At 45.1% G+C, this 22,116-nt stretch carries 21 protein-coding genes; 7 read left to right on the top strand and 14 right to left on the bottom strand.

The window, feature by feature from the left end:
* The 10 genes from NC99_RS04775 to NC99_RS04725 all read right to left on the bottom strand — a co-directional run.
* On the bottom strand, nucleotides 1-1,011 hold a 1,011-nt coding region (locus NC99_RS04775; protein ID WP_053180395.1), incomplete at its 3' end, for a PHP domain-containing protein.
* 172 nt (nucleotides 1,012-1,183) lie between these two features.
* Nucleotides 1,184-1,639 carry a DUF3368 domain-containing protein gene (locus NC99_RS04770; RefSeq protein ID WP_053180393.1) on the bottom strand — a complete coding sequence of 152 codons (456 nt, stop codon included), beginning with the start codon at nucleotides 1,637-1,639 and terminating at the stop codon, nucleotides 1,184-1,186.
* A complete protein-coding gene (locus NC99_RS04765; RefSeq protein WP_053180391.1) occupies nucleotides 1,617-1,859 on the bottom strand; it encodes a UPF0175 family protein in 243 nt (80 codons plus the stop codon). The genes NC99_RS04770 and NC99_RS04765 overlap by 23 nt, the downstream gene beginning before the upstream one ends.
* A 179-nt stretch (nucleotides 1,860-2,038) precedes the next feature.
* Nucleotides 2,039-2,557 carry a DUF1858 domain-containing protein gene (locus NC99_RS04760; protein ID WP_053180390.1) on the bottom strand — a complete coding sequence of 173 codons (519 nt, stop codon included), beginning with the start codon at nucleotides 2,555-2,557 and terminating at the stop codon, nucleotides 2,039-2,041.
* Between the two features lie 2 nt (nucleotides 2,558-2,559).
* A complete protein-coding gene (locus tag NC99_RS04755; RefSeq protein WP_053180401.1) occupies nucleotides 2,560-3,816 on the bottom strand; it encodes a DUF438 domain-containing protein in 1,257 nt (418 codons plus the stop codon).
* A 99-nt stretch (nucleotides 3,817-3,915) separates the two neighbouring features.
* Nucleotides 3,916-4,932 (bottom strand): adenosine deaminase, encoded by a 1,017-nt coding sequence (locus tag NC99_RS04750; protein ID WP_053180399.1) that lies wholly within the window; start codon nucleotides 4,930-4,932, stop codon nucleotides 3,916-3,918.
* A gap of 97 nt (nucleotides 4,933-5,029) precedes the next feature.
* The gene (locus NC99_RS04745; RefSeq protein ID WP_053180388.1) at nucleotides 5,030-5,737 is read right to left on the bottom strand and encodes an aspartate/glutamate racemase family protein; all 708 of its coding nucleotides are present in this window, start codon (nucleotides 5,735-5,737) and stop codon (nucleotides 5,030-5,032) included.
* The gene (locus NC99_RS04740; protein WP_053180386.1) at nucleotides 5,734-6,201 is read right to left on the bottom strand and encodes a hypothetical protein; all 468 of its coding nucleotides are present in this window, start codon (nucleotides 6,199-6,201) and stop codon (nucleotides 5,734-5,736) included. Before NC99_RS04740 ends, NC99_RS04745 begins: the two co-directional genes overlap by 4 nt.
* Nucleotides 6,202-6,930: 729 nt before the next feature.
* Nucleotides 6,931-7,716 (bottom strand): hypothetical protein, encoded by a 786-nt coding sequence (locus tag NC99_RS04730; RefSeq protein ID WP_053180382.1) that lies wholly within the window; start codon nucleotides 7,714-7,716, stop codon nucleotides 6,931-6,933.
* A 54-nt stretch (nucleotides 7,717-7,770) separates the two neighbouring features.
* Complete coding sequence (locus tag NC99_RS04725) at nucleotides 7,771-8,304, bottom strand: hypothetical protein (protein WP_053180381.1); 534 nt, start codon at nucleotides 8,302-8,304, stop codon at nucleotides 7,771-7,773.
* Between the two features lie 47 nt (nucleotides 8,305-8,351).
* Here NC99_RS04725 and NC99_RS04720 point away from each other — a divergent pair, with 47 nt between their 5' ends.
* Both NC99_RS04720 and NC99_RS22260 read left to right on the top strand, forming a co-directional pair.
* Complete coding sequence (locus tag NC99_RS04720) at nucleotides 8,352-8,699, top strand: nucleotidyltransferase domain-containing protein (RefSeq protein WP_239684409.1); 348 nt, start codon at nucleotides 8,352-8,354, stop codon at nucleotides 8,697-8,699.
* Nucleotides 8,700-8,893: 194 nt separating this feature from the next.
* On the top strand, nucleotides 8,894-9,178 hold the full coding sequence (locus NC99_RS22260; protein ID WP_053180379.1) for a hypothetical protein: 285 nt from the start codon (nucleotides 8,894-8,896) through the stop codon (nucleotides 9,176-9,178).
* Nucleotides 9,179-9,567: 389 nt separating this feature from the next.
* On the opposite strand, the gene NC99_RS04710 is transcribed toward NC99_RS22260, so the two are convergent.
* From NC99_RS04710 to NC99_RS04695, 4 genes are all read right to left on the bottom strand, one after another.
* On the bottom strand, nucleotides 9,568-12,039 hold the full coding sequence (locus tag NC99_RS04710; RefSeq protein WP_053180377.1) for an alpha-ketoacid dehydrogenase subunit alpha/beta: 2,472 nt from the start codon (nucleotides 12,037-12,039) through the stop codon (nucleotides 9,568-9,570).
* A gap of 126 nt (nucleotides 12,040-12,165) precedes the next feature.
* Complete coding sequence (locus NC99_RS04705; RefSeq protein ID WP_053180375.1) at nucleotides 12,166-12,561, bottom strand: four helix bundle protein; 396 nt, start codon at nucleotides 12,559-12,561, stop codon at nucleotides 12,166-12,168.
* A 34-nt stretch (nucleotides 12,562-12,595) separates the two neighbouring features.
* Nucleotides 12,596-13,957, bottom strand: coding sequence for a dihydrolipoyl dehydrogenase (gene lpdA / locus NC99_RS04700; protein ID WP_053180374.1), 1,362 nt, complete (start codon nucleotides 13,955-13,957; stop codon nucleotides 12,596-12,598).
* 88 nt (nucleotides 13,958-14,045) lie between these two features.
* Nucleotides 14,046-15,371: a dihydrolipoamide acetyltransferase family protein gene (locus NC99_RS04695; RefSeq protein WP_053180373.1), complete on the bottom strand. Its 1,326-nt coding sequence runs from the start codon at nucleotides 15,369-15,371 to the stop codon at nucleotides 14,046-14,048.
* A 185-nt stretch (nucleotides 15,372-15,556) separates the two neighbouring features.
* Here NC99_RS04695 and NC99_RS04690 point away from each other — a divergent pair, with 185 nt between their 5' ends.
* From NC99_RS04690 to NC99_RS04670, 5 genes are all read left to right on the top strand, one after another.
* Nucleotides 15,557-16,273 carry a GntR family transcriptional regulator gene (locus NC99_RS04690; RefSeq protein WP_053180371.1) on the top strand — a complete coding sequence of 239 codons (717 nt, stop codon included), beginning with the start codon at nucleotides 15,557-15,559 and terminating at the stop codon, nucleotides 16,271-16,273.
* Nucleotides 16,274-16,699: 426 nt separating this feature from the next.
* A complete protein-coding gene (locus NC99_RS04685) occupies nucleotides 16,700-18,016 on the top strand; it encodes an aspartate kinase (RefSeq protein ID WP_053180369.1) in 1,317 nt (438 codons plus the stop codon).
* Nucleotides 18,017-18,196: 180 nt separating this feature from the next.
* The gene (locus NC99_RS04680) at nucleotides 18,197-18,541 is read left to right on the top strand and encodes an RNA recognition motif domain-containing protein (protein ID WP_053180367.1); all 345 of its coding nucleotides are present in this window, start codon (nucleotides 18,197-18,199) and stop codon (nucleotides 18,539-18,541) included.
* A gap of 15 nt (nucleotides 18,542-18,556) precedes the next feature.
* A complete protein-coding gene (locus NC99_RS04675) occupies nucleotides 18,557-18,754 on the top strand; it encodes a cold-shock protein (protein WP_053180365.1) in 198 nt (65 codons plus the stop codon).
* A 519-nt stretch (nucleotides 18,755-19,273) separates the two neighbouring features.
* Nucleotides 19,274-21,892, top strand: a complete 2,619-nt coding sequence (locus NC99_RS04670) for a TlpA family protein disulfide reductase (protein WP_082326312.1) — start codon at nucleotides 19,274-19,276, stop codon at nucleotides 21,890-21,892.
* The last annotated feature ends 224 nt before the right edge of the window (nucleotides 21,893-22,116 follow it).

Below are 22,116 nucleotides of genomic sequence, written 5' to 3'. Positions count from 1 at the left end.
CGGGGTGTTGTGCTCGGTTCCGAAGGTAATCACAAAGCCCTTTTCATTGAAAAAATTAACAAACGCCTCCAGAATTTTCGGATTGTTCCGTCCGGGAATCAGTTCGAGTGAATAGACATTCTTGGCAACCAGACTTTCATACAACTTTTGGTAGTCGCCTTCAAAATCGGTGAATTCGCCTTTCGGGTTATCTAACAAAACCGGATAGCAAGGAATTCCGCCGGCATGAATGATTAATTCAATCACTTGCTCGAGGCTCAGAAATGCCTTATCATCTTCAGGAACGAAGGCTTTACCACCGGATTTCAGCAGGTTGCCGCGAATCTCGTTTTCCAGCCCGGCAAAGTCAGATACTTTCGACTTGGGCGCATTGCCGCTAAAGATTTTTTCCCAAACCGCAATTTGCTTTTCTTCGGAAGGGTATTTTTCTGCCACGGCTTCGCGCAAGGCTTTGGCAATGTGGCGTTCGCGCAGCAGATTCTTGGCGTATTTCGCTTTCATGGTATCAAATGAAAAACTGAAATCTTCGTACAGGTCTTTCAGCCAGCGGTTCAATTTTTCGATCATTTCAGCCGTTTGCCGGTTGCTTTCATTCTGCACCTGTAGCAATTTGCCCATCATCTCCGCATTCAACAGAACCGGATACTTTAATCCTTTCCCGCTGAAATAGGTCCGTCCCGGGTTGTTAGGATCGTTAACCCGCACTCCTGCAGCCTGTAAGTCTTTTTGCAAGCCCATAAACTCGATGTTGAACAACGGGAAAATCCTGTATTCTTTCGCCAGCCTGTTAAATTCTTCGTAACCATCGGTAGTGTAAAAGTCATTGATGCCAAGCACTTTTACCTTCTCTGCCAGCGCCATTTCAAAAACCTGGCGGATTTCGGAAAACGCGCTAAATGAATATGGCGTGTGAAAATGCCCGTTTACCTGTAGTAAATCATCGGTTACGCTAACAGCTTCGGCCAGCAGCTTTCGCTCTTCGGGATATCTGTCAAAAATTGATTCGCTCATCGTCTTTTGCTTTTGTTTTTAGGATACGACAAAAGAAGCGAATCAGTGCAAAAAAAGCATCCTTTGGTGTCCTGCATGGGAGAAGGATTTAAGGATTGACGAGATTGAATGAATAAAAAATCAGACAGAGTTTAGAATACACTCCCATTTTTACAGTCCACTGAAGACGGAGCTATTCATTGCTTTTTCTTTTTGCTTCCTGAATCAAAGTCTCACTGATCCTGAAGTCCGTTCGTCTTATTTGTTCAATGATTTCCGTGACCGATTGTATCAGTCCCTTTTCTTTCGCGAAAATTAAGATTCCCACTGTTCCGGTCAGCTTTATTTTCAACTGCTTTGCTTCCCTTCGGCCCTTGGATTCATCCATTATCAACAAACAATCATCCTTCTCCAAAGCCAAAGCAATTGCACTTGCTTCGCCAGCATCCAAAATGTTTTCGAGTATCTGCTGATACTTTTTATCTTCAGCATCCTCTATCTCAATAAAATCAGGCAAAGTTTTTCCAAACTCATCCGCAATAACACTTGTCACGGTAATCTTACCGAACAAAGATTCAAGAAGAGCAATTCGACCAATCTTTTCAAGTAATATCAAGCAGCTTGTATCAGATACTATAATCTTTCGCATTTTGAATATCATTATCCAAGTCGGTGGCTGGGTGATTGATTACCGGCACATCATAATCGGCCAATAATTCCATAAATGTTCCTTTTGACAGCCCCACCAATTCCGCGGCTTGCCCTAAAGTAAGCTTGCCTTTTTCGTATAGGCGGGACGCAAGAAGCATTTTTGCTTCCCGATCATTCAAATCGAGCGAATCCGGTATGTTAAGATGAATTGTCTTCATTTTAGATTCTTTGTTCAAAGATATAAAATTGTGCTCAGGATTTTCCGGAGATAAAAAACTTCTGATTCAACACTCGGTCCATTCAGAAGAGTTATCCGATGAATAGTCATGCAAAATGCGGTGATGCTTCTATTTTATCAGTTGCCCAATTGAGGATTCATCGGATGACTAGAACACGCTTATTTCCTAAAATAAATCACAAACTTTTCGTTCGACTCTTTTTTGAGCCAGTGCCGGTAGTTTAGGCTTAATGATTTGTCGAGCAGTGGCGCCGGGATGAAGGGCGCAATGACTTCGAGCTGTTCATCGTTGCCCAGCTTTTTGATCGCCGAGAGCACTTCATGCACGGGCTGTTCTCCGGCATGCAGCATGTCGCGAATGTCGATGGAGTTGACTACCTTCTTCTCATCAAACCAAGCCGGGCGATCGGTCTGGTATGGCGTTTCGGTTTCGGAAAGTTCACCAATGCTTTCCTGTCCAATCTCCTTGCGCAGCGTATTCACCAGCTCTTCCACATTCAGTCCGCCAATAGTCGCAGCTTGGTTCAAGGTGGTGATTTTGGTGATGGTGCGCCGCAAGACCGGATTTTTCAGCTTTTTGAACGGCGGAGCCAAAGCGATCAACACATCTTCCAGTTGCGGGTAAGCCTGCAACAAATCGTAAATCTTGGTTTTGGGTGTAATAATCAACTTCTCCATAACTATCCTTCGTTTTGATCGGTGTAGGACAAAATCCGCTGTTCACCTTCCAGCTTACGCAGGTCAGTCAAATCCTGCGACACTTCGAGCGTTCCCAGGTACTCCCCGTTTTCATCACGAAGCGCAAAATATTCAATATGAATAAACTTGCCTTTCATCTGAATCCAGAACGGCGCGTGCGAGGCCTTGCCCGACTTGAAATCCTCCAGAATTTTCTCGATGATGTGCACGCTTCCCGGTGGGTGGCACAGGCGGACATCGCGGTTGATGATTGAGCGGCTGCGGGTAAAAATGCGGTGCTTGCCCTGGGTGAAATACTTCACCTTATCGTTCTTGTCCACGAAAGTCATGTCGGCCGAAACAGTATTCAGAATGGCCATGATTTCCGGTGCGGTAAAACTGCCCGAGGGCAGCTGGATGGTTCCATTGCCAGAAGAGCTAGTCGCGGCTTGCTGGTCCACCGCCGCTGTGTCCAAACCTTCGGGCTTCCACTCCACCTGCGGGTCGTACAGGGTAAAGCCTATTTCGATGGTTTGGCGATGAATGTTCCACCATTCTTCGGTCGTCAGCAAATCCATACACATCGGAAACAGGATTTCCTCTTCTTTGGAAGTCATATCCTTGACACCTTTCAGCGCCGGAATAAACAACAGCTCCAGCGAATCCTGCAAGTCGTTTTTCTTCAGTTCGGGTGTTCGAAGAATCTCGATGCAAGCCTTCAGTTGATCGCGAATCTCATCGTGCTTGCCCCACATCACTTTGGGAGGACCGGTAATCTCGTTCTTTTCGAGATAAGGAAAAACCAGGTATTCCTTGCGCTGGTAGTGTTTGTCCACGTCCATCAGCTCATTGAAACAGCCCTGCAACATGAGCACATATTCGCGGAAGTCGGATTCTTTAACTTCGGAAATCCGGCTCAACAAGTCACCAGCTTTTTCGCACACACTCACGAGCTCTTTGTTTTCCTGAATAAACACATCGACCGGATGCCCCTCGGGAATCTCCTGCGCGGCGCTGGTATCAATATGTCCATCCAGCACTTCGCCATGAATATCGCACAACTTCAGCACTTCCTGCTCAGGCAATCCTTCCTGGATCAGTTCCTGTTCCACCTCAACCACTTCGCCGTAAGGAATGTGTTTCAGCGTGGCCACCAGCTCGGCGCGTACCTTGGCAGCCGACTCGCCATCGTGCAATTTCAGGATCAACTCTTTTAAGCGTTCTTTCCGGTATCGTGAATTGTTTATCAGTTCGCTCATGCTATTCGGTTTTAAACTGTTCTTTTTTTTTTTGAATGAAAGCCGGATCATCGGCCTCAGTCCTTTCAACTGTTTTTCGTCGTTTTTGTTGACCTGTTGTCAGGCATTTTCGCTGCAATACTGCTGTATAGCATTGATATGATGTTCCTTTTCGGGTTCGGAGAGCAGGCTGGCAATCACCGAATTTTTAGCCAACTGGCACAAATCGGCTTTGCTCAGGCCTAACGCCTCGGCCGAAGCCAGGTAATTTTCATTGACATAACCACCAAAATAGGCCGGATCGTCAGAGTTGACAGTGACCAGCAGTCCGTGGTCCATCAGCTTTTTTAGCGGATGATTTTCCAATTGATCGACGGCCCGAAGTTCGAGATTGGACAGCGGACAAACGGTTAGCGGAATCTGCTTTTGGGCCAGTTCGGCAAGGAGAAACTCATCCTGAATGGCGGCAATACCATGATCAATGCGGATGATCTTCAGCAGATCGACCGCATCCTTGACAAACGATGCCGGGCCTTCCTCTCCGGCATGGGCAACGGTGAGGAAACCTTCTTCGCGAGCTTTGGCAAACACCCGTTCAAACTTGGCCGGCGGATTGCCTTTTTCTGACGAATCGAGCCCCACCGCAACAATCAGGTCTTTATAGTCGAGCGCTTCATCCAGCGTTTGAAAGGCGGATGCTTCATCCAAATGGCGAAGAAAGCACATAATCAGCTTGCTGCTGATGCCCAGTTTTGTGCGCGCATCCTGCAAGGCCCGGTTAATGCCGTTGATAACCGTCGCGAACAAGATACCCCGCTCGGTATGGGTTTGCGGGTCGAAGAAAATTTCGGTGTGCACCACATTTTGCTCTTTGCACTTTTCAAGGTAGTCCCAGGCGAGATCATAAAAGTCCTGCTCCTCAATCAACACATTGGCTCCTTCGTAATACAGATCCAAAAATTCCTGCAAGTTGGAAAACTTGTAAGCTTTCTTCAGCGCCTCAACCGATGGGTATTTCAGTTGAATGTGATTGCGTTCGGCCAATTGAAAGAGCAGTTCCGGCTCCAGGGTTCCTTCAATATGCAGGTGCAATTCGGCTTTTGGCAAGCCGTGTATAAATTCGGATAATGTTGTCATGATATTTCTTTTACCATCAAAGTTCCGATTCTTTTTAAAAATAAAAGCCTTTGCCCGACAAAAAGTTCTACTTTTCAATCCTTCAACCTTCATCCCTTCAATCAATCCGGTAACAGGTTTCAACTATTTGTTCCACATGAATTTGGGTGGTGTTTAAAAAAGGAATACCTAAATAGCTTGCCTCCGTAAACATGAGCGGAAATTCGGTGCAACCCAAAATCAGCGAATCAATTCCATCGCGATCAATCATTTTCTGAATGATTTCGAGCATCAGCTTTTTGGTTTCATCCTTGAAAACACCCAGCTCCAGCTCTTTAAAAAGCTTTTCGTTGATGATCTCCCGCTCTTCGGGTTGGGGAATCACCACTTCGAGACCAAATTTCTGAAAGGTTTTCTGGTAAAAGCCTCCGTTCATCGTGAATTTCGTTCCGATCAGGCCGGGACGTTGTACTCCGAGCGTTTGGGCTTCGTCAGCACACGAATCAACAATGCTAATCAGTGGCAGCGCCACTTTGCTCTGAATTTCATTGAACAACAAATGTGGTGTATTCGCGCTCATGGCCGCGAAATCGACCTCGGCGCTCGCCATCTTGTTGATGCAGGTAGCCAGGTAATTCGAAGCCACTTCGTGCTTTTGATTTTGCAACAGGGCAATAAACCGATCCATATTGACACTGTAGATGACGATTTCCGGATAGTTCAGACTACCGTCGTTGTTCCGTTTATTCACCTTTTTAATGATTTCCTTATAATAATCGACCGTAGCTTCCGGGCCCAGTCCTCCGAGTATTCCAATCGTTTTCATACATTTAAATTTCTATTGTTGATGGTCTGTGTTTGTTGTGTCGCAAAAGCCAGTGCGATCAGCGAGACGACTTTAATGACTTCGGCCAGTCCGTAGAAAAGATGGGCCAGCGAGTCTTCAGGCGGCTGCCCCGCGATGATCAGGTCGGCACGCTGGTTGAGCTCCGGCAAAAACCAGAAGGTTTGCAAGCTGAGTAAAATCAGCAAGATGAAAAATAAAATGGCCGAAGTTTTACCGATAATCTGCAGGCGCCTTCGGGTATAAACAACCGCAAAAATAAACAAGGCCAGCAAAACCCATTCGGTCCGGTTCATGGCCGTGAAGACCAATTTCCCGATTCCGAGGCCAAGCGGCAGCGTAATTCCGGGCGCTTTAAACTTGAGCCAGGCCTCGAGAAAACTAATGGCGCTGACAAATCCAGCCCAGAAAACCAAGATGAATGATGCGACAAGCTTTTTCTTCATACAACCAATCTGGTAAAAATTCGAAAATCAGACAAAAGCCTTTTTGAGGACCTAAACATCCTTTTATTGGAAATTGTTTTGAAGAAAATCGTCCTTGCTCGAAAATAACGGAACCAAGTCATGAAAAGACTCGCTCAGATTTGAATTGGGACGCTCCCCAGGTGGGGCAACATGACGATATGCAGATTACCGGTCTTCGTGCGTTTATCCCCTACGGGGAATGAAAAACAACCATACCTGATCCGGCTACAATACTGAAACCGCTACGCGGTAATTACCACGAGATTTGCCGGTAGGGAATCAGGTATTGTAGCAGCGACCGGCAACCCAAGCAGCGGTTACCTCGTAGAGGTTAAACCCTAATCCTTAAAAGATATTCATGAATTATTCCGGCGACAATTCCAAAACCACCAAGCGGTAATTGCCACAAATCTTGCCCGTAGGGAATCAGGTATTGTAGCAGGGATCATTGATTTTATCCGCTCCCCAGCCGGGGGTGGCGATTGTTGCTATCCGGCGCATCAGGATCAATGATTCATCGGTAAAATTAGGCATCAAGATTAAAATAAATATATTCAAGAATGACAAGATAGATCCAAAGAATGATAAAATAGGCCTAAAGAATGATGAAACGACTATAAAGAATGCAAGAATAATACTCAAGAATCATTCCTGATCATTATTTTTCTATTCTTGACTACCTTTATTTTATTCTTGAAATCGACTTTGTTATTCTTGAAGTCCATTAAGCTGAACCGGATTACTATTTTTCTGTGCTTGCCTCTTTTTTAGCTGTTGGGCTGATGATTTTCGCTTCAAGTATTGACTGTAGTACCCTTCCAAGCGGGCCGGTTCCTTCAAAAAGACATATTTCGCGCAATGACGTATTTCATCGACCGCCTCTTTGAGGTGGAAAAAACTTCGGTCGCGCAAATCTTTTGCTTCATTTTTTTCTATCTCATTTTGATCGGCATGGACAATGGCATACAATTCGGGCAACTGGTCAGCCAACAGGCTCAATTCATCCAGCTCATCGGAATTAAAGCCAATTGCAGCCAACAACGATTGCTGGTCCCTGCCAACAACGGCTAAATCATTTAACGATTGGAACAATTCGGGATACGGACTGGTCCGCACGATCATGCTCAATTTTTTCAGCAGGTCGGGCTCTTTGCGAAAGGCATACCGACAAGCATTTACAACTGACTTTTGCCGTTCAATTCCGAGGACCAGTTTCTCTTTGAAAGCTTTCTGCGCCTCACTACGGATTTTCGTTGCATTGCTCCATCGGGCCTGTAGCGCACGGCAAAGATCGATACGTGGACGCAACGATTCAATAGTACCTTCGGGTAGCCCGGCAGCGGCCAATCGCTGCTGGTCATCAAGGCTCCAGAGGTAAAGGTCTTCGGCTTCCTGCAAATAGGTTGCAACAGGCATCGGAAGGGCTTTCAATTTCGATTGAGGAATGGCTTTCAGTGCTTCGAGGCTGGCAGCGGGGATTTTGAATGAGGTCATGATTTTTAATTTGGATAATTAACGGTTCAATTTAACCAAAATCGATGAATTCCGCTATTTTCCCTGTCCTTTGAAATAATCTTTTTTGTCGGCAAACAACACATTGAAGGTCGTCAGGCTGCCGTACGCCCGGCTGATGTATTGCTGCAGGTGGATGCGATCTTCATCGTCGAGTTTCGGATGGCTGTTGATGTTTTGCTCCAGCACCCGCAGGCGGTCACGCAACATCACAATTTTGTGGAAAAAAGCTTCCATCGGCACTTCCTTTGACTGCAATTCCGGGTTGGCGGGTTTCATATCAAGCATGCCGCCTTTCCACTTATCAGCCATTTTCACCACATGCGTAATGCCTTGGTATTTGTCCATTACAAAAGTGATCGCTTCCTCAATTTCCTCCAGCGACAAGCCCGTTCGCGGGGCAGCATCTGCCGGTACTTCAACCACTTCCAAGTCTTCGTTGTACTTGCTCATTTCGGACTTCCCACCCCGCTCAAAAAAGATCTCATAAATCGTGAGGTGCGATCGGGCGATAATTCCTTCACCATATACCGGGTGCGAAACCCTTGTTCCTACTGCTAATTCATTCATATCGGTTTGATTTTATTTCGAAGATGAAAATAGGAAAATCGGGGGGAATGGCAATGAGAAAAAACATTCATTTATTTTTCCTAATTTTGGGTATGCGCATCAGCCAACAGGAAATAAACATCATTAAAGAGATTGCCAAACAGTCGTTTGGTGAAGGAACTGAAGTTTTGCTTTTCGGCTCAAGGATTTTTGATCAAAAAAAAGGTGGGGACATTGATTTATTGATCAGAAACGAGGACAAGACCAAACTGACCCTATCGGCAAAGATTGATTTTTTAGTTGAATTAAAAGGTCAAATCGGTGATCAAAAGATTGATGTTATCCTTGACAACGACGCATCAAAAAGAAAAACAAACTTCTATCACTCAGCTACAATTCAAGCCATCAAGTTATAATGAATCCTGAAAAACCCGATCAGTTAAGAGAAGCCCTCCGGCTATGTGATATTCACTTTTTAAGGATGTCCTATGCTTTTAGTAAGGTTACGGATAAATTCCCTTTGGACGAGACTTCATATCTCAAATTGTCTCCCGATGATCTGAGCTACTTTGATCAACTCATTTTTAGGTTTTCGAAACTACAGGATAGTATGGGTAACCGTTTGTTTCCTTCACTTTTGGAGAATCTGGGTGAAGATTTGGAAGGAAAACCTTTCATTGACATTCTGACCCGACTGGAACAACTTCGTTTAATTGAGAACCATAAGGATTGGCTAAAGTTAAGAGAAACGAGAAATATGGTTATTCATGAATATCCCTTCAACTCCAACGAAATCATTGCAGGCTTAAACCTGTTAAACGTACAGTTCAGCTTACTGAAGACCATCTGGCTTTCGTTAAAGGAATATGCAGAAAACCGTTTTAATCTGAATTGAAGTTCATGCTCATCAAATCGATAACTTAACATTAAACTCCAATGCTCCCTGTATATAAATCCCATACAGGAAAAATTAGGTCATAATCATTCCAATTTGAAATAGTTTACCCACTTCTCAACAATTTAGCTTACATAAACCTCTAAAGAATCCTTAAAGTTTTTTAATAAAAGAAGCCCCATGCCGTCGGGAGCATGGAGCTTTAAAAGTATGATTTGAAAAGAGAAAACGATTTTGCACAGCCAAAATCCATCGACTTTAGTCACCGTCAATGATTGTCATTGTTGGTCATTCCATGGTCATTGATCGTTTCATCACAACTTAATGACGACCGATGACCACAAAATGACTATTCGTGACTTCCGGCAAATTGAAGGTTGGCTGCAAGCCTACACGCCCAATTTATTCCGGCGGATTTGCTCTGCTCCGGTGAAATTGCTTTTCACCACATGGCCTTTCAGCGGAACAATTTTCTCGTGAATGGCATCGATGATCCAGTCTGCTTGCGGGAAGAACGCGTCTTCCAGCTCGTAAGCCGGCGTAATCCAATTGCGTGAACCCACCACCACTGGTGGAGCATCCAGCTCATCAAAAGCCAGTTCGGTAATGGTCGACGCCATTTCTTTCATAAAGGAACCGCGGGCCGTTGCATCACCGGCAATCACAATGCGTCCGGTCTTTTTCAGCGACTCAATCACCGGTTCGTAGTTGAACGGCACCAGCGAACGGGCGTCAATCACCTCGGCACTCATGCCATACTTTTCCTGCAACTGATCAGCAGCTTCCAACACCCGATAAAGTGTGGCTCCGATACTCAAGATGGTTACATCCTTTCCTTCACGTTTCACATCCGGCTCGCCAAACGGGATTTCGTAATACCCTTCGGGCACGCCACCTTCGTGGAATTGCTCGCCAATGTCGTAAATACGCTGGCTTTCGAAAAAAATCACCGGATCGGTTCCCTGCAAGGCCGAGTTCATCAATCCTTTGGCATCGTATGGTGTAGCCGGGAAAACCACTTTCAAGCCTGGGATATGAGCCGGCAGCGCGGTCCAGTCCTGCGAGTGTTGGGCGCCATATTTTGAGCCCACGGAAACACGCAGTACCACCGGCATCTTGATCACGTTGCCACTCATGGCCTGCCATTTCGGTAACTGGTTGAACACCTCATCACCGGCACGTCCCAAAAAGTCGCAGTACATGATCTCAGGAATCACCCGTCCGCCGCACATCGCGTAGCCAATAGCCGTTCCCACAATGGAAGCTTCGGAAATGGGCGAGTTGAACAAACGGTGATAAGGCAAAGCTTCGGTCAGTCCGCGGTAAACGGCAAAAGCACCACCCCAATCACGGTTTTCTTCACCATAGGCAATCAAGGTTGGATCTTTATAAAACCGGTCAACGATTGCTTCGAACAGGCCATCGCGCAATCCGTATTGTTTAATTTTTGAAAACGGCTTGCCGTCTTTATCGAAGGCAAAACGCTCTTTGGTTTTCATTTGTTTCACCCGTGGGTTTTCCTCCATCGGGTGGTTCACCTCGGGCTCGCGTCCAGCTTCCATGCTATCTACAGGAGAATCCGAGAACATCATTTCGCCAATCAATTCAGGGTGTTTTCCCAAATCCATTAGAGGTGATACGCTATCATCGATCGCCAATTTCAATCCCCAGGTAATCAGATCAGTATTATTGGAATGAATGCTTGTCAATTCCTCTTGTGTTGCAATGCCTGCATCCATCAGTTGTTTTCCAAACCAGATGATGGAATCCACCGCCTGCCAGGCTTCAATTTCCTCTTTTGACCGATACGAAGAAGCATCCGATGGTGAGTGTCCGCTGAAACGGTAAGTCAACACATCCAACAACACGGGACCACGTTTTTCTTTCAGAATTTCACGCTTGCGTCTGTAGGCATCGATCACCGCCAATGGGTTGTAACCGTCTACGCGCTCGGCGTGCAATTGGTCGGCATTCAGTCCGGCGCCAATGCGGGCCGCCACTTTATAGCCAGCCGTTTCGCCACAGGTTTGTCCGCCCATGCCGTATTGGTTGTTCATGATGTTGATGATGAGCGGCAAACCGCCTTTCATATCACCTTCCCACAATTGATTAAATTGGTCCATCGTGGCAAAGGTCAAGCCTTCCCAAACGGGACCACAAGCCATAGAGGCATCGCCAATGTTGGCCACCACGATGCCGTCTTTTCGGTTGACCTTTTTGAAGAGCGCGGCACCTACGGCAATGTCGCCCGAACCACCAACGATGGCATTGTTCGGATAGACGCCAAACGGCGTAAAAAACGCGTGCATTGATCCGCCCAGTCCGCGGTTGAAACCGGTTTCGCGGGCAAAAATCTCGGCCAATGTTCCGTAAATCAGGAAGCGGATGGCGAGTTCTTTAGTGGTTCCTTTAAAATTGGCTTTCACCGGAGCAAAGGTTTTGCCATCAAAGTGGTTTTCCATGACTTCGGTCAGTTGCTCGTCGCTCAGTTTGTGAATAGCCGACAAGCCTTTGGCCAGGATTTCGCCGTGTGAGCGGTGCGATCCGAAGATGAAATCTTCCACGCCCAAGGTGTAGGCCATACCCACAGCGGCCGCTTCCTGCCCAATCGACAAGTGAGCCGGCCCCGGGTGGTTGTAGGCAACACCATTGTATTCACTTTTGATTTTGATTTCGTTGAGCATGGTCTCAAACTCACGAATCACCACCATATCGTGGTAAATACGGATGAAATCTTCTTTGGAGAAATTGGCTTTCTCCTCTTCAATACTTTTATTGTATTGATTGACAGGAATCGGGCTGAAAGTCACTTCACCAGCTTTCCTGACGTCTTGCGGATCAATAAATTGTACTTTTGGCATATCGTTTTGTGTTACAGTTTTGTCTCTTTTATCATTTTTATTCTTTTCTCAAACCATTTGCTCCTTTGCGAAACAAGTTCTGAGTTCTGAGTTTCGAGTTTAAAGTTTTGGGGTAAGCTGACAGCACTATTCTCGCTTAAACTTTGGCCCTTTAATATCAGATTTGCTGAGGTAAGACATGAGACCTCCAATCATTTTGCTAATTTCATCAGCTTTTGAGTAGGCATTGTCAAACTCAGTTTGTGAGATGTATTTATTATCCAGATCACGGTACAACTGGGATTTCACTTCTCCTGTTGATCCTTTTGAGAAAGATAAAAATTGAACAAACTCCTTATTTCCGCCTCGTTCAAATCCTTCCGCAATATTATCCATCACAGAACCTGACGATCCTTTTATTTGCCCAATCAGTTTAAAATCTTTTGAAAAAATAGTGTATAACGTGTATCCATTGATCTGTTTGCATAGGTCGCGGGCCAATTGCCATGCTTTGATGTCTTCAAAACGCTCAATAGTTGCCATAACTCAAAACTTTAAACTCAAAACTTCAAACTATTTAAAACGCGAATATGGTTTCTTTAATAATTTCGCTCACGGTCGGGTGTGGAAAGACGATTTCTTCCACATCCTGCACGCGCAGTTGGGCTTCGATTAAAGCACAGGCTCCCCAGATCATTTCGGAGCAGGCTCCGCCAACCATATGAACACCCAGGATTTCCCTGTATTTCTTTCCAACAATCACTTTGCAAAAGCCGTCTTTGCCTTCGTTTTCGGCAATGAATCGGCCGGCATAGGCCATCGGCAACTGGCGGATTTCCACCTCAATTCCTTTTTCCCTGGCTACGGCTTCGGTCAGCCCAACGCCGGCAATCTCCGGATGGGTGTAAACCACGCCCGGTATGGCATTGTAGCGCATCACATCTTTCCGGCCCAACATGTGGTTCACGGCCACTTCGCCTTCGCGACTGGCGGTGTGGGCCAACAATGAGAAGCCGGTTACATCGCCGGCAGCATACACATTCGGAATATTGGTCCGGCAATGCTGGTCGATCTTAATTCCATTTCTAGCCAATTCCACTCCGATGTTTTCCAGGCCAATTCCGGCAACATTTGACTTCCGCCCAACAGAAAGCAGCACTTCATCGCCGGTGATGGAAAAGACTTCACCTTCCTTTTCGAAAATGACTTCTTTACCTCTCAGCTCTGTCACTTTCGCATTCAGGTGATAATCAATGCCGCGTTTGGTAAATTCTTTGCGCACAAAAGCAGCTATGTCTTCATCAACACCAGTCAATATTTCTGGCAACATTTCAATCACAGTTACCTTTGTTCCCATGGCATTGAAAAAGTCGGCAAACTCAGTCCCAATGACACCGCCACCAATAATCACCAAACTCTCGGGTAATTTTTTGAGTTGAAGAATTTCGCGATTGGTCATCACGATCGATTTGTCCAGCCCCGGAATGGACGGGACGGCTGCTTCGGACCCCGTGCAAATCAGCAGGCGACTGGCTTGGTAATCCTTGCCATCGGCAGTCAGCGTAATCACATCGGCCCGTTTTTCTTTGATGACGGCTTCGGCCATCACCACTTCGGCTTGGATGTGTTTCATTTTAGCCCCAACGCCGGAAACCAGCTTGCGCACCACTTTGTCCTTACGCTTCATGATCTTTCCAAAATCAATCGAAATAGTCGATTCAATGTTGATTCCGTACTTGCCGGCCTCCTGTGCATTTTCCAACACTTTGGCCGAATTCAGGAGTGTTTTGGTCGGGATGCAACCTTCATTGAGGCACACCCCGCCCAACGCTCTCTTGTCAAAAATTACTACGCGCATTCCTTTTGCTCCGGCGCGCTCGGCTGCAACGTATCCGGCGGGACCACCGCCAAGAATTGCTATATCGAATTTGTTACTCATTGTTTGGATGCTTGATACTGGATACTTGATGTTTGATGCTAGATGTGCGATGTTTGATCATGCAGTCTGCATCTAAAATCTCCGTCTTTTATATGCTAAGGTTTTCAATTTGCTCCTTGATCTCCTTCAGGAACAGGGTCGCTTCGCCGCCATCCAGCGCCTGGTGGTCGTAGGTTAGCGACAGCCCCATCATTGGTACAAAACCATATACACCATCGCCCAAATCTTTCGGGCGGGGAACAATGGTACACACACCCAAAATAGCCGTTTGCGGCAGGTTGATGACCGGCGTAAATAGCTCGACGCCATAATTTCCAAGGTTCGAAACGGTAAAGCTTGCTGCTTCGGGCTTCAACAATTCCGGATCAATATTTCCTTTGCGGCATTGTCCGGCCACGGTCGACAACTGAGACGAAAGCCCTTCGATGGAAAGGTCATCGGCATTTTTTACGGCCGGAACCATCAGACCGCGTTCGGTGTCAACCGCCAATCCCAAATGTACTTTATTAAACCAGCGCATGCTGTCGCCAATAAAATGAGTGTTCACCTGCGGAAACTTTTTCAATGCTTTGATTACGGCAAAGCAAACCAAATCGTTGATAGTAATATTTTGGGAAACTTCTCCTGCCTCCAGTTTCTTCTTGAATGATTTACGCAGTGCCATAATCTGGCGGGCATCGGCGCTCATGTGGTGGGTAAGCTGAGCCGAGTTTTGCAGCGACTGGTGCATGGCTTTGGCAATCAGCTTGCGCATGTTGGTGAGCTTCTTCACTTCGAAGTCGTCGCCATACACCGGATTATAAGCCACCAGGTTTTCAGCAACTACTCGCCCGCCAATGCCTGTGGCTATTTCGCCGGCGCCCAAGCCTTCGGCTTTCGCTTTTTCCTGTGCCAGCAGCGTCATTTTAGGCAAGGATTCGGCTGCTACTTCAATGTCTTGTGCAATGATGCGGCCGTAAGGGCCCGAACCCTGAACTTTCTCGTAGGGAACGCCCAACTTCTCAGCCATCACTTTGGCACGGGGCGAAATTTTGATTTTGCCTTCCCGCTTTTCCGAAAGAACAGCCTCTTTCGTTTCCGCTGCAGGAGCAGACTCCACAGCCGGAGCCGCTTCTTCTGGAACTGTCAATGCAGCTTCGCCTACGCCACCCGGCCGAAACTCTTCGATGTTCTCGCCACTTCTTCCCAACACGGCCACGTTGGTCAATACGGGAACTTCATCCCCTTCTTCGTAAAAAACGGCCAACAATTCGCCATCTTCTTTGGCTTCTTCTTCAAACGAAGCCTTGTCAGTTTCATACGAAAACAAGAGATCTCCTGCTTTCACCTGGTCGCCGACCTGCTTGTACCATTCACCAATGATGCAAGTCTCAACTGATTGCCCCTGGCGAGGCATAATTACCGGAATAGCCATATGCTTTTATTTCACTTGTTAATACATTTATTTCACGCAAACTCGCCACACTGCTACGAAATATCTACAATAGCGGCCTTTCTTGAATTTCAGGCTGTAAACTTACATGATCCAACTTGTATATACAAGTTGGATCGTGAAAAATTAATAAATTTTCTTACTTTTGAGCTTCATTTAACAAGTTTATGTCCGAAGGAAACAGAATACCGCAGTATAAAAAACTGTACGAAACGCTTCGTCGCCACATCCTGTCGGGCGTGTACGAAGAAGGCAGCTTACTCCCCTCAGAGAATGAGCTATGCACCGTTCACAACATGACTCGCCCAACGGTGCGGCATGCTTTGGAGGCTTTGGTGCAGGACGGATTCATCTATAAGAAACAGGGAAAAGGCAGCATCGTCCAAAAGCCACCGCAGGACATCGGCATTTTGTCAATCTCGGGCACATCATCGGCCATTGGGAAACAATACCTGCAAACGCAGATCCTTCAGAAACCAACCATCAAAGCCTGGCCAAAGCCCTTCAGCTTTGAACTTTCGGAAGCCGAAGAAGATTTTGGCTGCATTTACATGGAACGCCTACGATTCGTGAACGAGTTCCCGGTCTTTTACGACATCAATCATATTCCGAACATCAACCTGCCACGATTTACCAGCAGGACCTTTGAAAATAAATCGTTATTTGACATTTTGCGCACGGGCTACCAGGTTGAAATTAAAGGCGGCGAACAAAAGCTGAAAGCCATTAAAGCGGATGATAAAATAGGGGAACTGCTGAAAATAAAAAAAGGTGATCCGGTGCTTTACATGGAACGCAAACTTTCAACCAATCGCGAAGGGTTTCATATTTACTCCACCATCTATTTCAACTCGGAAAAGCACGCTATTTTCGGAAACTTCTGATTTGAACCGGAGTAGAAGACAAGCGTTAAAAAAAGAAGGTGGATATCCGTGCATCCACCCCTAGCTGCACATAAAATCCCGTGAGAACGGGACTGGATATCCACCAAAAATCCTTTGCTCACAAAGTTAATCAGATTTTTATAAAATCTTAACTATTCTACAACAGCTAAAAAAAATCAAAACTTTCCTGGAAAATGAGTAATATTCCCAGCTTACATTCAACTCGGATCACTCCAAAAACCTCAAGATCACCAAGCTAAAAAAGAAAAACCCAGACTTCGTCACCGCACTGCAATCAATCTGCAAATATTTATTCATTGTTGGTGCATAAATATCCATCATTTTCTTTTAATGCTTTCTAAATCAGTAAAAAATTTTAATCTTTGTGCCCCTAAAACAGAACTTTTAAAGAATAAAAATCACACTATGAAGGTTTTAAAATTTGGTGGTACATCCGTTGGAAGCGTGGAAAACATGAATGCTGTGATGCAGCTGATTGCCGACGGAGAAAAAAAACTGGTTGTGTTGTCGGCCATGGCGGGCACAACCAACGCGCTGGTCGAAATTGCAGATTATCTACACAAAAAAAATAAAGACGTTGCCCGCTCTCATATTGCGAAACTGGAGGCAAAATATAAGGAAGTCGTTTCTGAACTCTTTCAAGCGGAGCCGCGAAAACTGGAAGGCCAAAAAATCGTCAAAAAGAGCATTGACACCATCCGGAAACAGACTTCCGGCGCCTTTAGCGCCACCAAAGAACAAATTATCCTGGCACAGGGCGAATTAATCTCAACAGGCCTTTTCACGCAACTCATGCTCGAAAATGGCTACAAAACCAAACTGATTCCCGCACTTGATTTTATGCGTATTGACGCTGACAAAGCAGCCGATTTAAACGCCATCACCACAAACATTGAAAAAGTGCTGGAGGAAGCAGGCGAAGCGGATTTTTATATCACCCAGGGATTCATCTGCCGGAATGAACAAGGCGAAATTGACAACCTGCAACGTGGCGGGTCTGACTACACGGCTTCGCTGATTGGTGCCGCCATTAACGCCGAAGAAATTCAAATCTGGACCGACATTGATGGTTTCCACAACAACGATCCCCGTTATGTGAGCAATACCAAGAAAATTGAACAACTGTCGTTCAACGAAACGGCCGAGCTGGCCTATTTTGGAGCGAAAATCCTCCATCCACAAACGGTATTACCAGCCCGACTGCACAACATCCCGGTTCGTTTGAAAAACACCATGAACCCAACGGACAGCGGAACACTAATTACATCGGAAACCAGTGGAAGTGGAATTAAGGCCGTTGCTGCCAAAGACGGCATTACGGCCATCAAAATTCGTTCGGACCGCATGTTAATGGCTTATGGTTTTCTGAAAAGTGTGTTTGAAATCTTCGAATTCTTCAAAACACCCATTGATATGATTTCCACTTCGGAGGTGGCTGTATCGCTAACCATCGACAATACCAGCAAGCTGAAGGACATTGTGACAGAGCTGAAAGAGTATGGCGAAGTACAGGTTGACGAGGATCAAACCATCATCTGCATTGTTGGCGATATTATTGCCGAAGAACGTGGGTTTGCGGGTAAAGTCTTTGACGCACTGGAAGGCATCCCCATCCGGATGATCTCCTATGGCGGAAGCCGCTACAACATTTCGGTACTGGTTCCAACAACCTTCAAGCAGAAAACGCTGCAAGCAATCAGCGACAACCTTCTGGAAAGCTAATCCAATCGGAGCAGAACGAAGCGGAAGACCATTTTTTAACCGAAAACAGTCTGATATTAAAATTATTGATTATCAATATTGAAAAAATAGACCTGTAATTCATTTATTTTTCGCAATCGTTTTTTTTTGCGACAAAATAAGTTTAGATTTGCCATTCACATTTTTATTTTAATACTGATTATGAACATTTTTGTAGGAAACCTCAACTACTCAATCACTGAAGATGATATGAGAGAAATCTTTGAGGAGTATGGTGAATTAACTTCAGTAAAGTTGATCACTGACAAATTTACTGGAAGAAGTAAAGGTTTTGGATTCGTTGAAATGGCTGATGCTGATGAAGCAAAAAAAGCTATTGAAGAACTGAATGGCGCAGAAGTCGAAGGTCGTTCTATGGTTGTTAATGAGTCTATCGAGAAAAAGAGAGACAACAACCGTGGTGGCGGTGGCTTCCGTGGCGGCAACAACCGTGGCGGTGGCGGCGGCTATGGCCGTAGAGACAACAATTTCAGGTCAAACTACTAATTTAGGAGGTTGATTATGAAAGGTACTGTAAAATGGTATGATGCAACCAAAGGGTTTGGATTTATCCTGACCGAGGACAACAAAGACATCTTTGTACACCGCTCTGGTTTAGCTGATGCCTATGCTGGTCTGGAAACAGACGAAACAGTAGAATTTGAAATTGGACAAGGTAACAAAGGTCCAATTGCAACGAACGTAACTAAAGTAGACTAATTCTGAAATTGGAGCGGGTACTTTTCCAAGTCGGCTCCTTCAATTAACGATATTTACAACTACTTGTATTATTAAAAGCCTGGCTTCGGTCAGGCTTTTTTTATGCGCTCGAATCAACGAACTATTCCAAAAACAGGCGTCCGCCCCGATCAAAGGATTTACTCCAAGTCCACTCTTCAACGATAAACCTGGGAAGTTATTCATCGCAGGCAGCCGTTCAATTCGCGTTTATTGCTCCGATTTCAGATGCTTGGGTATGAAGGAGCGACAGCTTCACACCATAACTACTTTGAGCATTGCCCAAATCCATACTTTGTAATAACACAAGTCAAAATGCGATTTCAACACTAAACATATCAAACTGGCAAACAAACTAGCATATATTTCAGAATATTATTATATTTAACCTTTCTCAAATCGACCAAGCAATATATAATTGAAGCCTAATGAAGTACTTGCCCTGCATTTTCCGACAGTTAGTCTGCAAATAAAATCATAGCTAATCAAAACTTAAAACCGATGAAACAACCTAAACTCGTTCTTATTTTTACTTTTATTTTATTATTGTGTGGATCAGTAGTCGCTCAAAACAAAACACAAATTCCTCAAGAACTACAGGGGTTTTGGCATTTTGAGGTACAAAACAAGGGAGATTGGGATGGCGCTCGAGTGGGCGAAACCTATGTTGAGTTTTTTTATAAAATTTATCAGGTTACGGAGGTCGTTGAAGGGACTGACCACAGCTACCAAATTACGCTCAAGCCCGAAGAAGGCAATACGATCAGCTTGAGTATTGAAGGTTTTGACGGGAAAACCGCGCAGCTAAAATTCTCAGGCTGGACAGAAACAAAAAGCTGTTCGCTGCTCGAATATCCGGTCGACACCGAACCGGTTGCTTTTTCCGACATGCCGGCACCGCTGTTCAAGAAATGGACTAAGGGCGACGGTGTCGTTACTTTTCAGCTGCATGGCAACAACAAGCTTTTTTTTAATAACGAAGACTGGGATGTGGTTTCCATTGGCCATTATCTTGATAAAGAATACCGGATCCTTGTTAAGAACGACGAAATACACAAATTCGTTTATGTGCTTAACTATTCAGATAAAAACCTGCTTGTAGCAAGTAATTTGAAGAATGTAGGCTATGTTCCCCTGGCCAGTAATCCAGACATTTATAGGATATTGGGAAATTGGGCGGAGAAAAACAGCAATCAATGGCGACTTGGTTTTTTTGAAGAAACGGCCATTTTCAACGGCGAATTCTACACATACAAATCACTGGAATTCGATGATTCGTCGTGTGAAATTGTGTTAGAGAATCAAGGAAAGACCATTCACCTCGATCTGGATCTTACTGCGAAAGATTTATGTCAGGTGAAAATTGACGGAGAAAAAGAGCAGACCTATTTCAAGTGTGAAAAACATCTCCCGGCCTACGCAACTGCCGACCATACTAAATTTCTGGATACCGGATTCCTCAAAGTGGATACGGTTACCATCCGAGGTTTACTTCGGAATAATTCGGTTGACAAACCATTTAGTGTCTCTATAAGAGACCCGTTAACCCAAGAACAGGTTGAATTTTATGCCGATGTAGACGAGCGCGGGATTTTCACTTTAAAATTCCCTTTAATGAACACCACGCAGGTTTACCTCGACTGGGGGCGGATGACAAAAGTTGCCGTCATGGAGCCCGGGGAGCGTTGCCTGTTGTTTTATGACTTTTCTACTCAGCAGCATCTTGTGATGGGCGATAACGAACGATTTCACAACGAAGTCGCAGCCTATGAGGTATTTCATCCTAATAAGGGGATGAGTCGGGAGGACTACGCGAAAATGAGCAACATGAAGCCGATGCCATTCCTGGAAGTGAAAAAAGAAGAATTGCAAAAAAGCTATGATCATCTCCAAAATTACCTGGAAGAAAATCCAACCCAGTCTGAGAAATTTAAATATTACCACCAGGAAAATTACCGGTTCCAGATCGCTTTTTATATAATGCAAAAGCGATTTTCTTTAGACCGAAATGAAAGGGAACAATTTCCGGAAGGGTATATGGAATATGTTTCGGATACGCTCTATCAAAATGAACCTGTTAAACCCTATACATTAGCTCGAGATTATCTTTTGTTTATGAGAGATTATATGGGATACAAGCATGAAATAAGTGGAAAGGCGAGTCACTCAGTCTCATCGATAGATGGGCTGCGGTACCTGGAAAAGGAAGGACGTTTAAAACTGTCGGAGCAAGAAAATCAGGCTATTGCAAAATCCAAGGAGTTTTATGAAATCCTGGGTAAGCTAAGAATGGAAAATGCCGATTCGGCCACCATCGCCGAAGCATCCAAGCCTTATGAAGATGCCAGTCTGAAATTGAATGAACTCTTTCAAAGAGAAGAAGTCAAGAATTTCATGAAAAATGAATGGGGGGAGATTACTTCTCTATTGTTTGACAAAATGCGTCTGGAAGCAGACCTGGCACACTTAGATCGAGAAGTCAAAGATCCGCTTTTAAAGGACCTGTTTGAAACTCAAAAATTCTATTGGCTGTTGGATTATAGAAAGACTTCCCTTCCGGCAGACTTGTATGAGACGTTTCAGCAAAGGGTTCAGAATCCGGTTTTTGCAGCCAGGGTAGACGAACCAAACAATTACTACCGGGAGCTGATCACCCAGGACATCTATTATATTGAAAGTTTGAAAAATACGGATCACCTGAAAGAGGCCAAAGACGCCGATTCATTACTGGCTTCGTTGATAGAACCCTACCGGGGAAAGGTGATCTATGTTGATTTTTGGGGAACTTGGTGCGGTCCCTGTAAGGGGCAAATGCAGTATGTGAAATTTGTCAAAGAGGATTTAAAAGATAAGGATGTCATCTTCATGTATTTTGCCAATAATTCGCCCGAGGCTTCCTGGAAGAACATCATCCGCGAAAACCAGTTGACTGGCGAGAATGCGGTGCATTACCGTTTGCCCCGCGAACAACAGGCCATGATCGAACGCAGGCTATCCGTCCGAAGTTTCCCGACTTACATGTTGATTGATAAAGAAGGAAATATTGTGAATATGAGCGCTCCGCGGCCACAAGACAAAAAAGCATTGGTAAGCGCCGTGACCAACTTGCTGAATCAATAGTTTGCAAGCATGGGCTAAGGCAGCGCTCGACCCTCGTTTTATACCGGAAAGAATAAATCCGATCCGCCAGACAGGTACCATGTGCATTCATGCTAAGCAGGATCGGATTGATTCTGTTCCGAGTAGAATTCATTCAGTTCAGAACCGCTTTCATTCACCTTTTTACCGAACTCATTCACCTGCGAACTGAATGAGTTCGGTTTTGAACCGCTTTCATTCGGTTT

This window comes from Sunxiuqinia dokdonensis (genome assembly GCF_001270965.1).
GTDB lineage: Bacteria > Bacteroidota > Bacteroidia > Bacteroidales > Prolixibacteraceae > Sunxiuqinia > Sunxiuqinia dokdonensis.
This window is presented reverse-complemented; position numbering and strand designations above follow the sequence as displayed.

What these genes read in the sequence shown, in the direction of transcription:
- NC99_RS04670 (WP_082326312.1), top strand. Translation starts at nt 19,274, where the DNA reads ATGAAACAACCTAAACTCGTTCTTATTTTTACTTTTATTTTATTATTG.
- NC99_RS04705 (WP_053180375.1), bottom strand. Translation starts at nt 12,561, where the DNA reads ATGGCAACTATTGAGCGTTTTGAAGACATCAAAGCATGGCAATTGGCC.
- NC99_RS04710 (WP_053180377.1), bottom strand. Translation starts at nt 12,039, where the DNA reads ATGCCAAAAGTACAATTTATTGATCCGCAAGACGTCAGGAAAGCTGGT.
- NC99_RS04695 (WP_053180373.1), bottom strand. Translation starts at nt 15,371, where the DNA reads ATGGCTATTCCGGTAATTATGCCTCGCCAGGGGCAATCAGTTGAGACT.
- NC99_RS04725 (WP_053180381.1), bottom strand. Translation starts at nt 8,304, where the DNA reads ATGAATGAATTAGCAGTAGGAACAAGGGTTTCGCACCCGGTATATGGT.
- NC99_RS04765 (WP_053180391.1), bottom strand. Translation starts at nt 1,859, where the DNA reads ATGAAGACAATTCATCTTAACATACCGGATTCGCTCGATTTGAATGAT.
- NC99_RS04750 (WP_053180399.1), bottom strand. Translation starts at nt 4,932, where the DNA reads ATGACAACATTATCCGAATTTATACACGGCTTGCCAAAAGCCGAATTG.
- NC99_RS04745 (WP_053180388.1), bottom strand. Translation starts at nt 5,737, where the DNA reads ATGAAAACGATTGGAATACTCGGAGGACTGGGCCCGGAAGCTACGGTC.
- NC99_RS22260 (WP_053180379.1), top strand. Translation starts at nt 8,894, where the DNA reads ATGGGTAACCGTTTGTTTCCTTCACTTTTGGAGAATCTGGGTGAAGAT.
- NC99_RS04685 (WP_053180369.1), top strand. Translation starts at nt 16,700, where the DNA reads ATGAAGGTTTTAAAATTTGGTGGTACATCCGTTGGAAGCGTGGAAAAC.
- lpdA (WP_053180374.1), bottom strand. Translation starts at nt 13,957, where the DNA reads ATGAGTAACAAATTCGATATAGCAATTCTTGGCGGTGGTCCCGCCGGA.
- NC99_RS04720 (WP_239684409.1), top strand. Translation starts at nt 8,352, where the DNA reads ATGGCAATGAGAAAAAACATTCATTTATTTTTCCTAATTTTGGGTATG.
- NC99_RS04740 (WP_053180386.1), bottom strand. Translation starts at nt 6,201, where the DNA reads ATGAAGAAAAAGCTTGTCGCATCATTCATCTTGGTTTTCTGGGCTGGA.
- NC99_RS04760 (WP_053180390.1), bottom strand. Translation starts at nt 2,557, where the DNA reads ATGGAGAAGTTGATTATTACACCCAAAACCAAGATTTACGATTTGTTG.
- NC99_RS04690 (WP_053180371.1), top strand. Translation starts at nt 15,557, where the DNA reads ATGTCCGAAGGAAACAGAATACCGCAGTATAAAAAACTGTACGAAACG.
- NC99_RS04680 (WP_053180367.1), top strand. Translation starts at nt 18,197, where the DNA reads ATGAACATTTTTGTAGGAAACCTCAACTACTCAATCACTGAAGATGAT.
- NC99_RS04675 (WP_053180365.1), top strand. Translation starts at nt 18,557, where the DNA reads ATGAAAGGTACTGTAAAATGGTATGATGCAACCAAAGGGTTTGGATTT.
- NC99_RS04730 (WP_053180382.1), bottom strand. Translation starts at nt 7,716, where the DNA reads ATGACCTCATTCAAAATCCCCGCTGCCAGCCTCGAAGCACTGAAAGCC.
- NC99_RS04755 (WP_053180401.1), bottom strand. Translation starts at nt 3,816, where the DNA reads ATGAGCGAACTGATAAACAATTCACGATACCGGAAAGAACGCTTAAAA.
- NC99_RS04770 (WP_053180393.1), bottom strand. Translation starts at nt 1,639, where the DNA reads ATGCGAAAGATTATAGTATCTGATACAAGCTGCTTGATATTACTTGAA.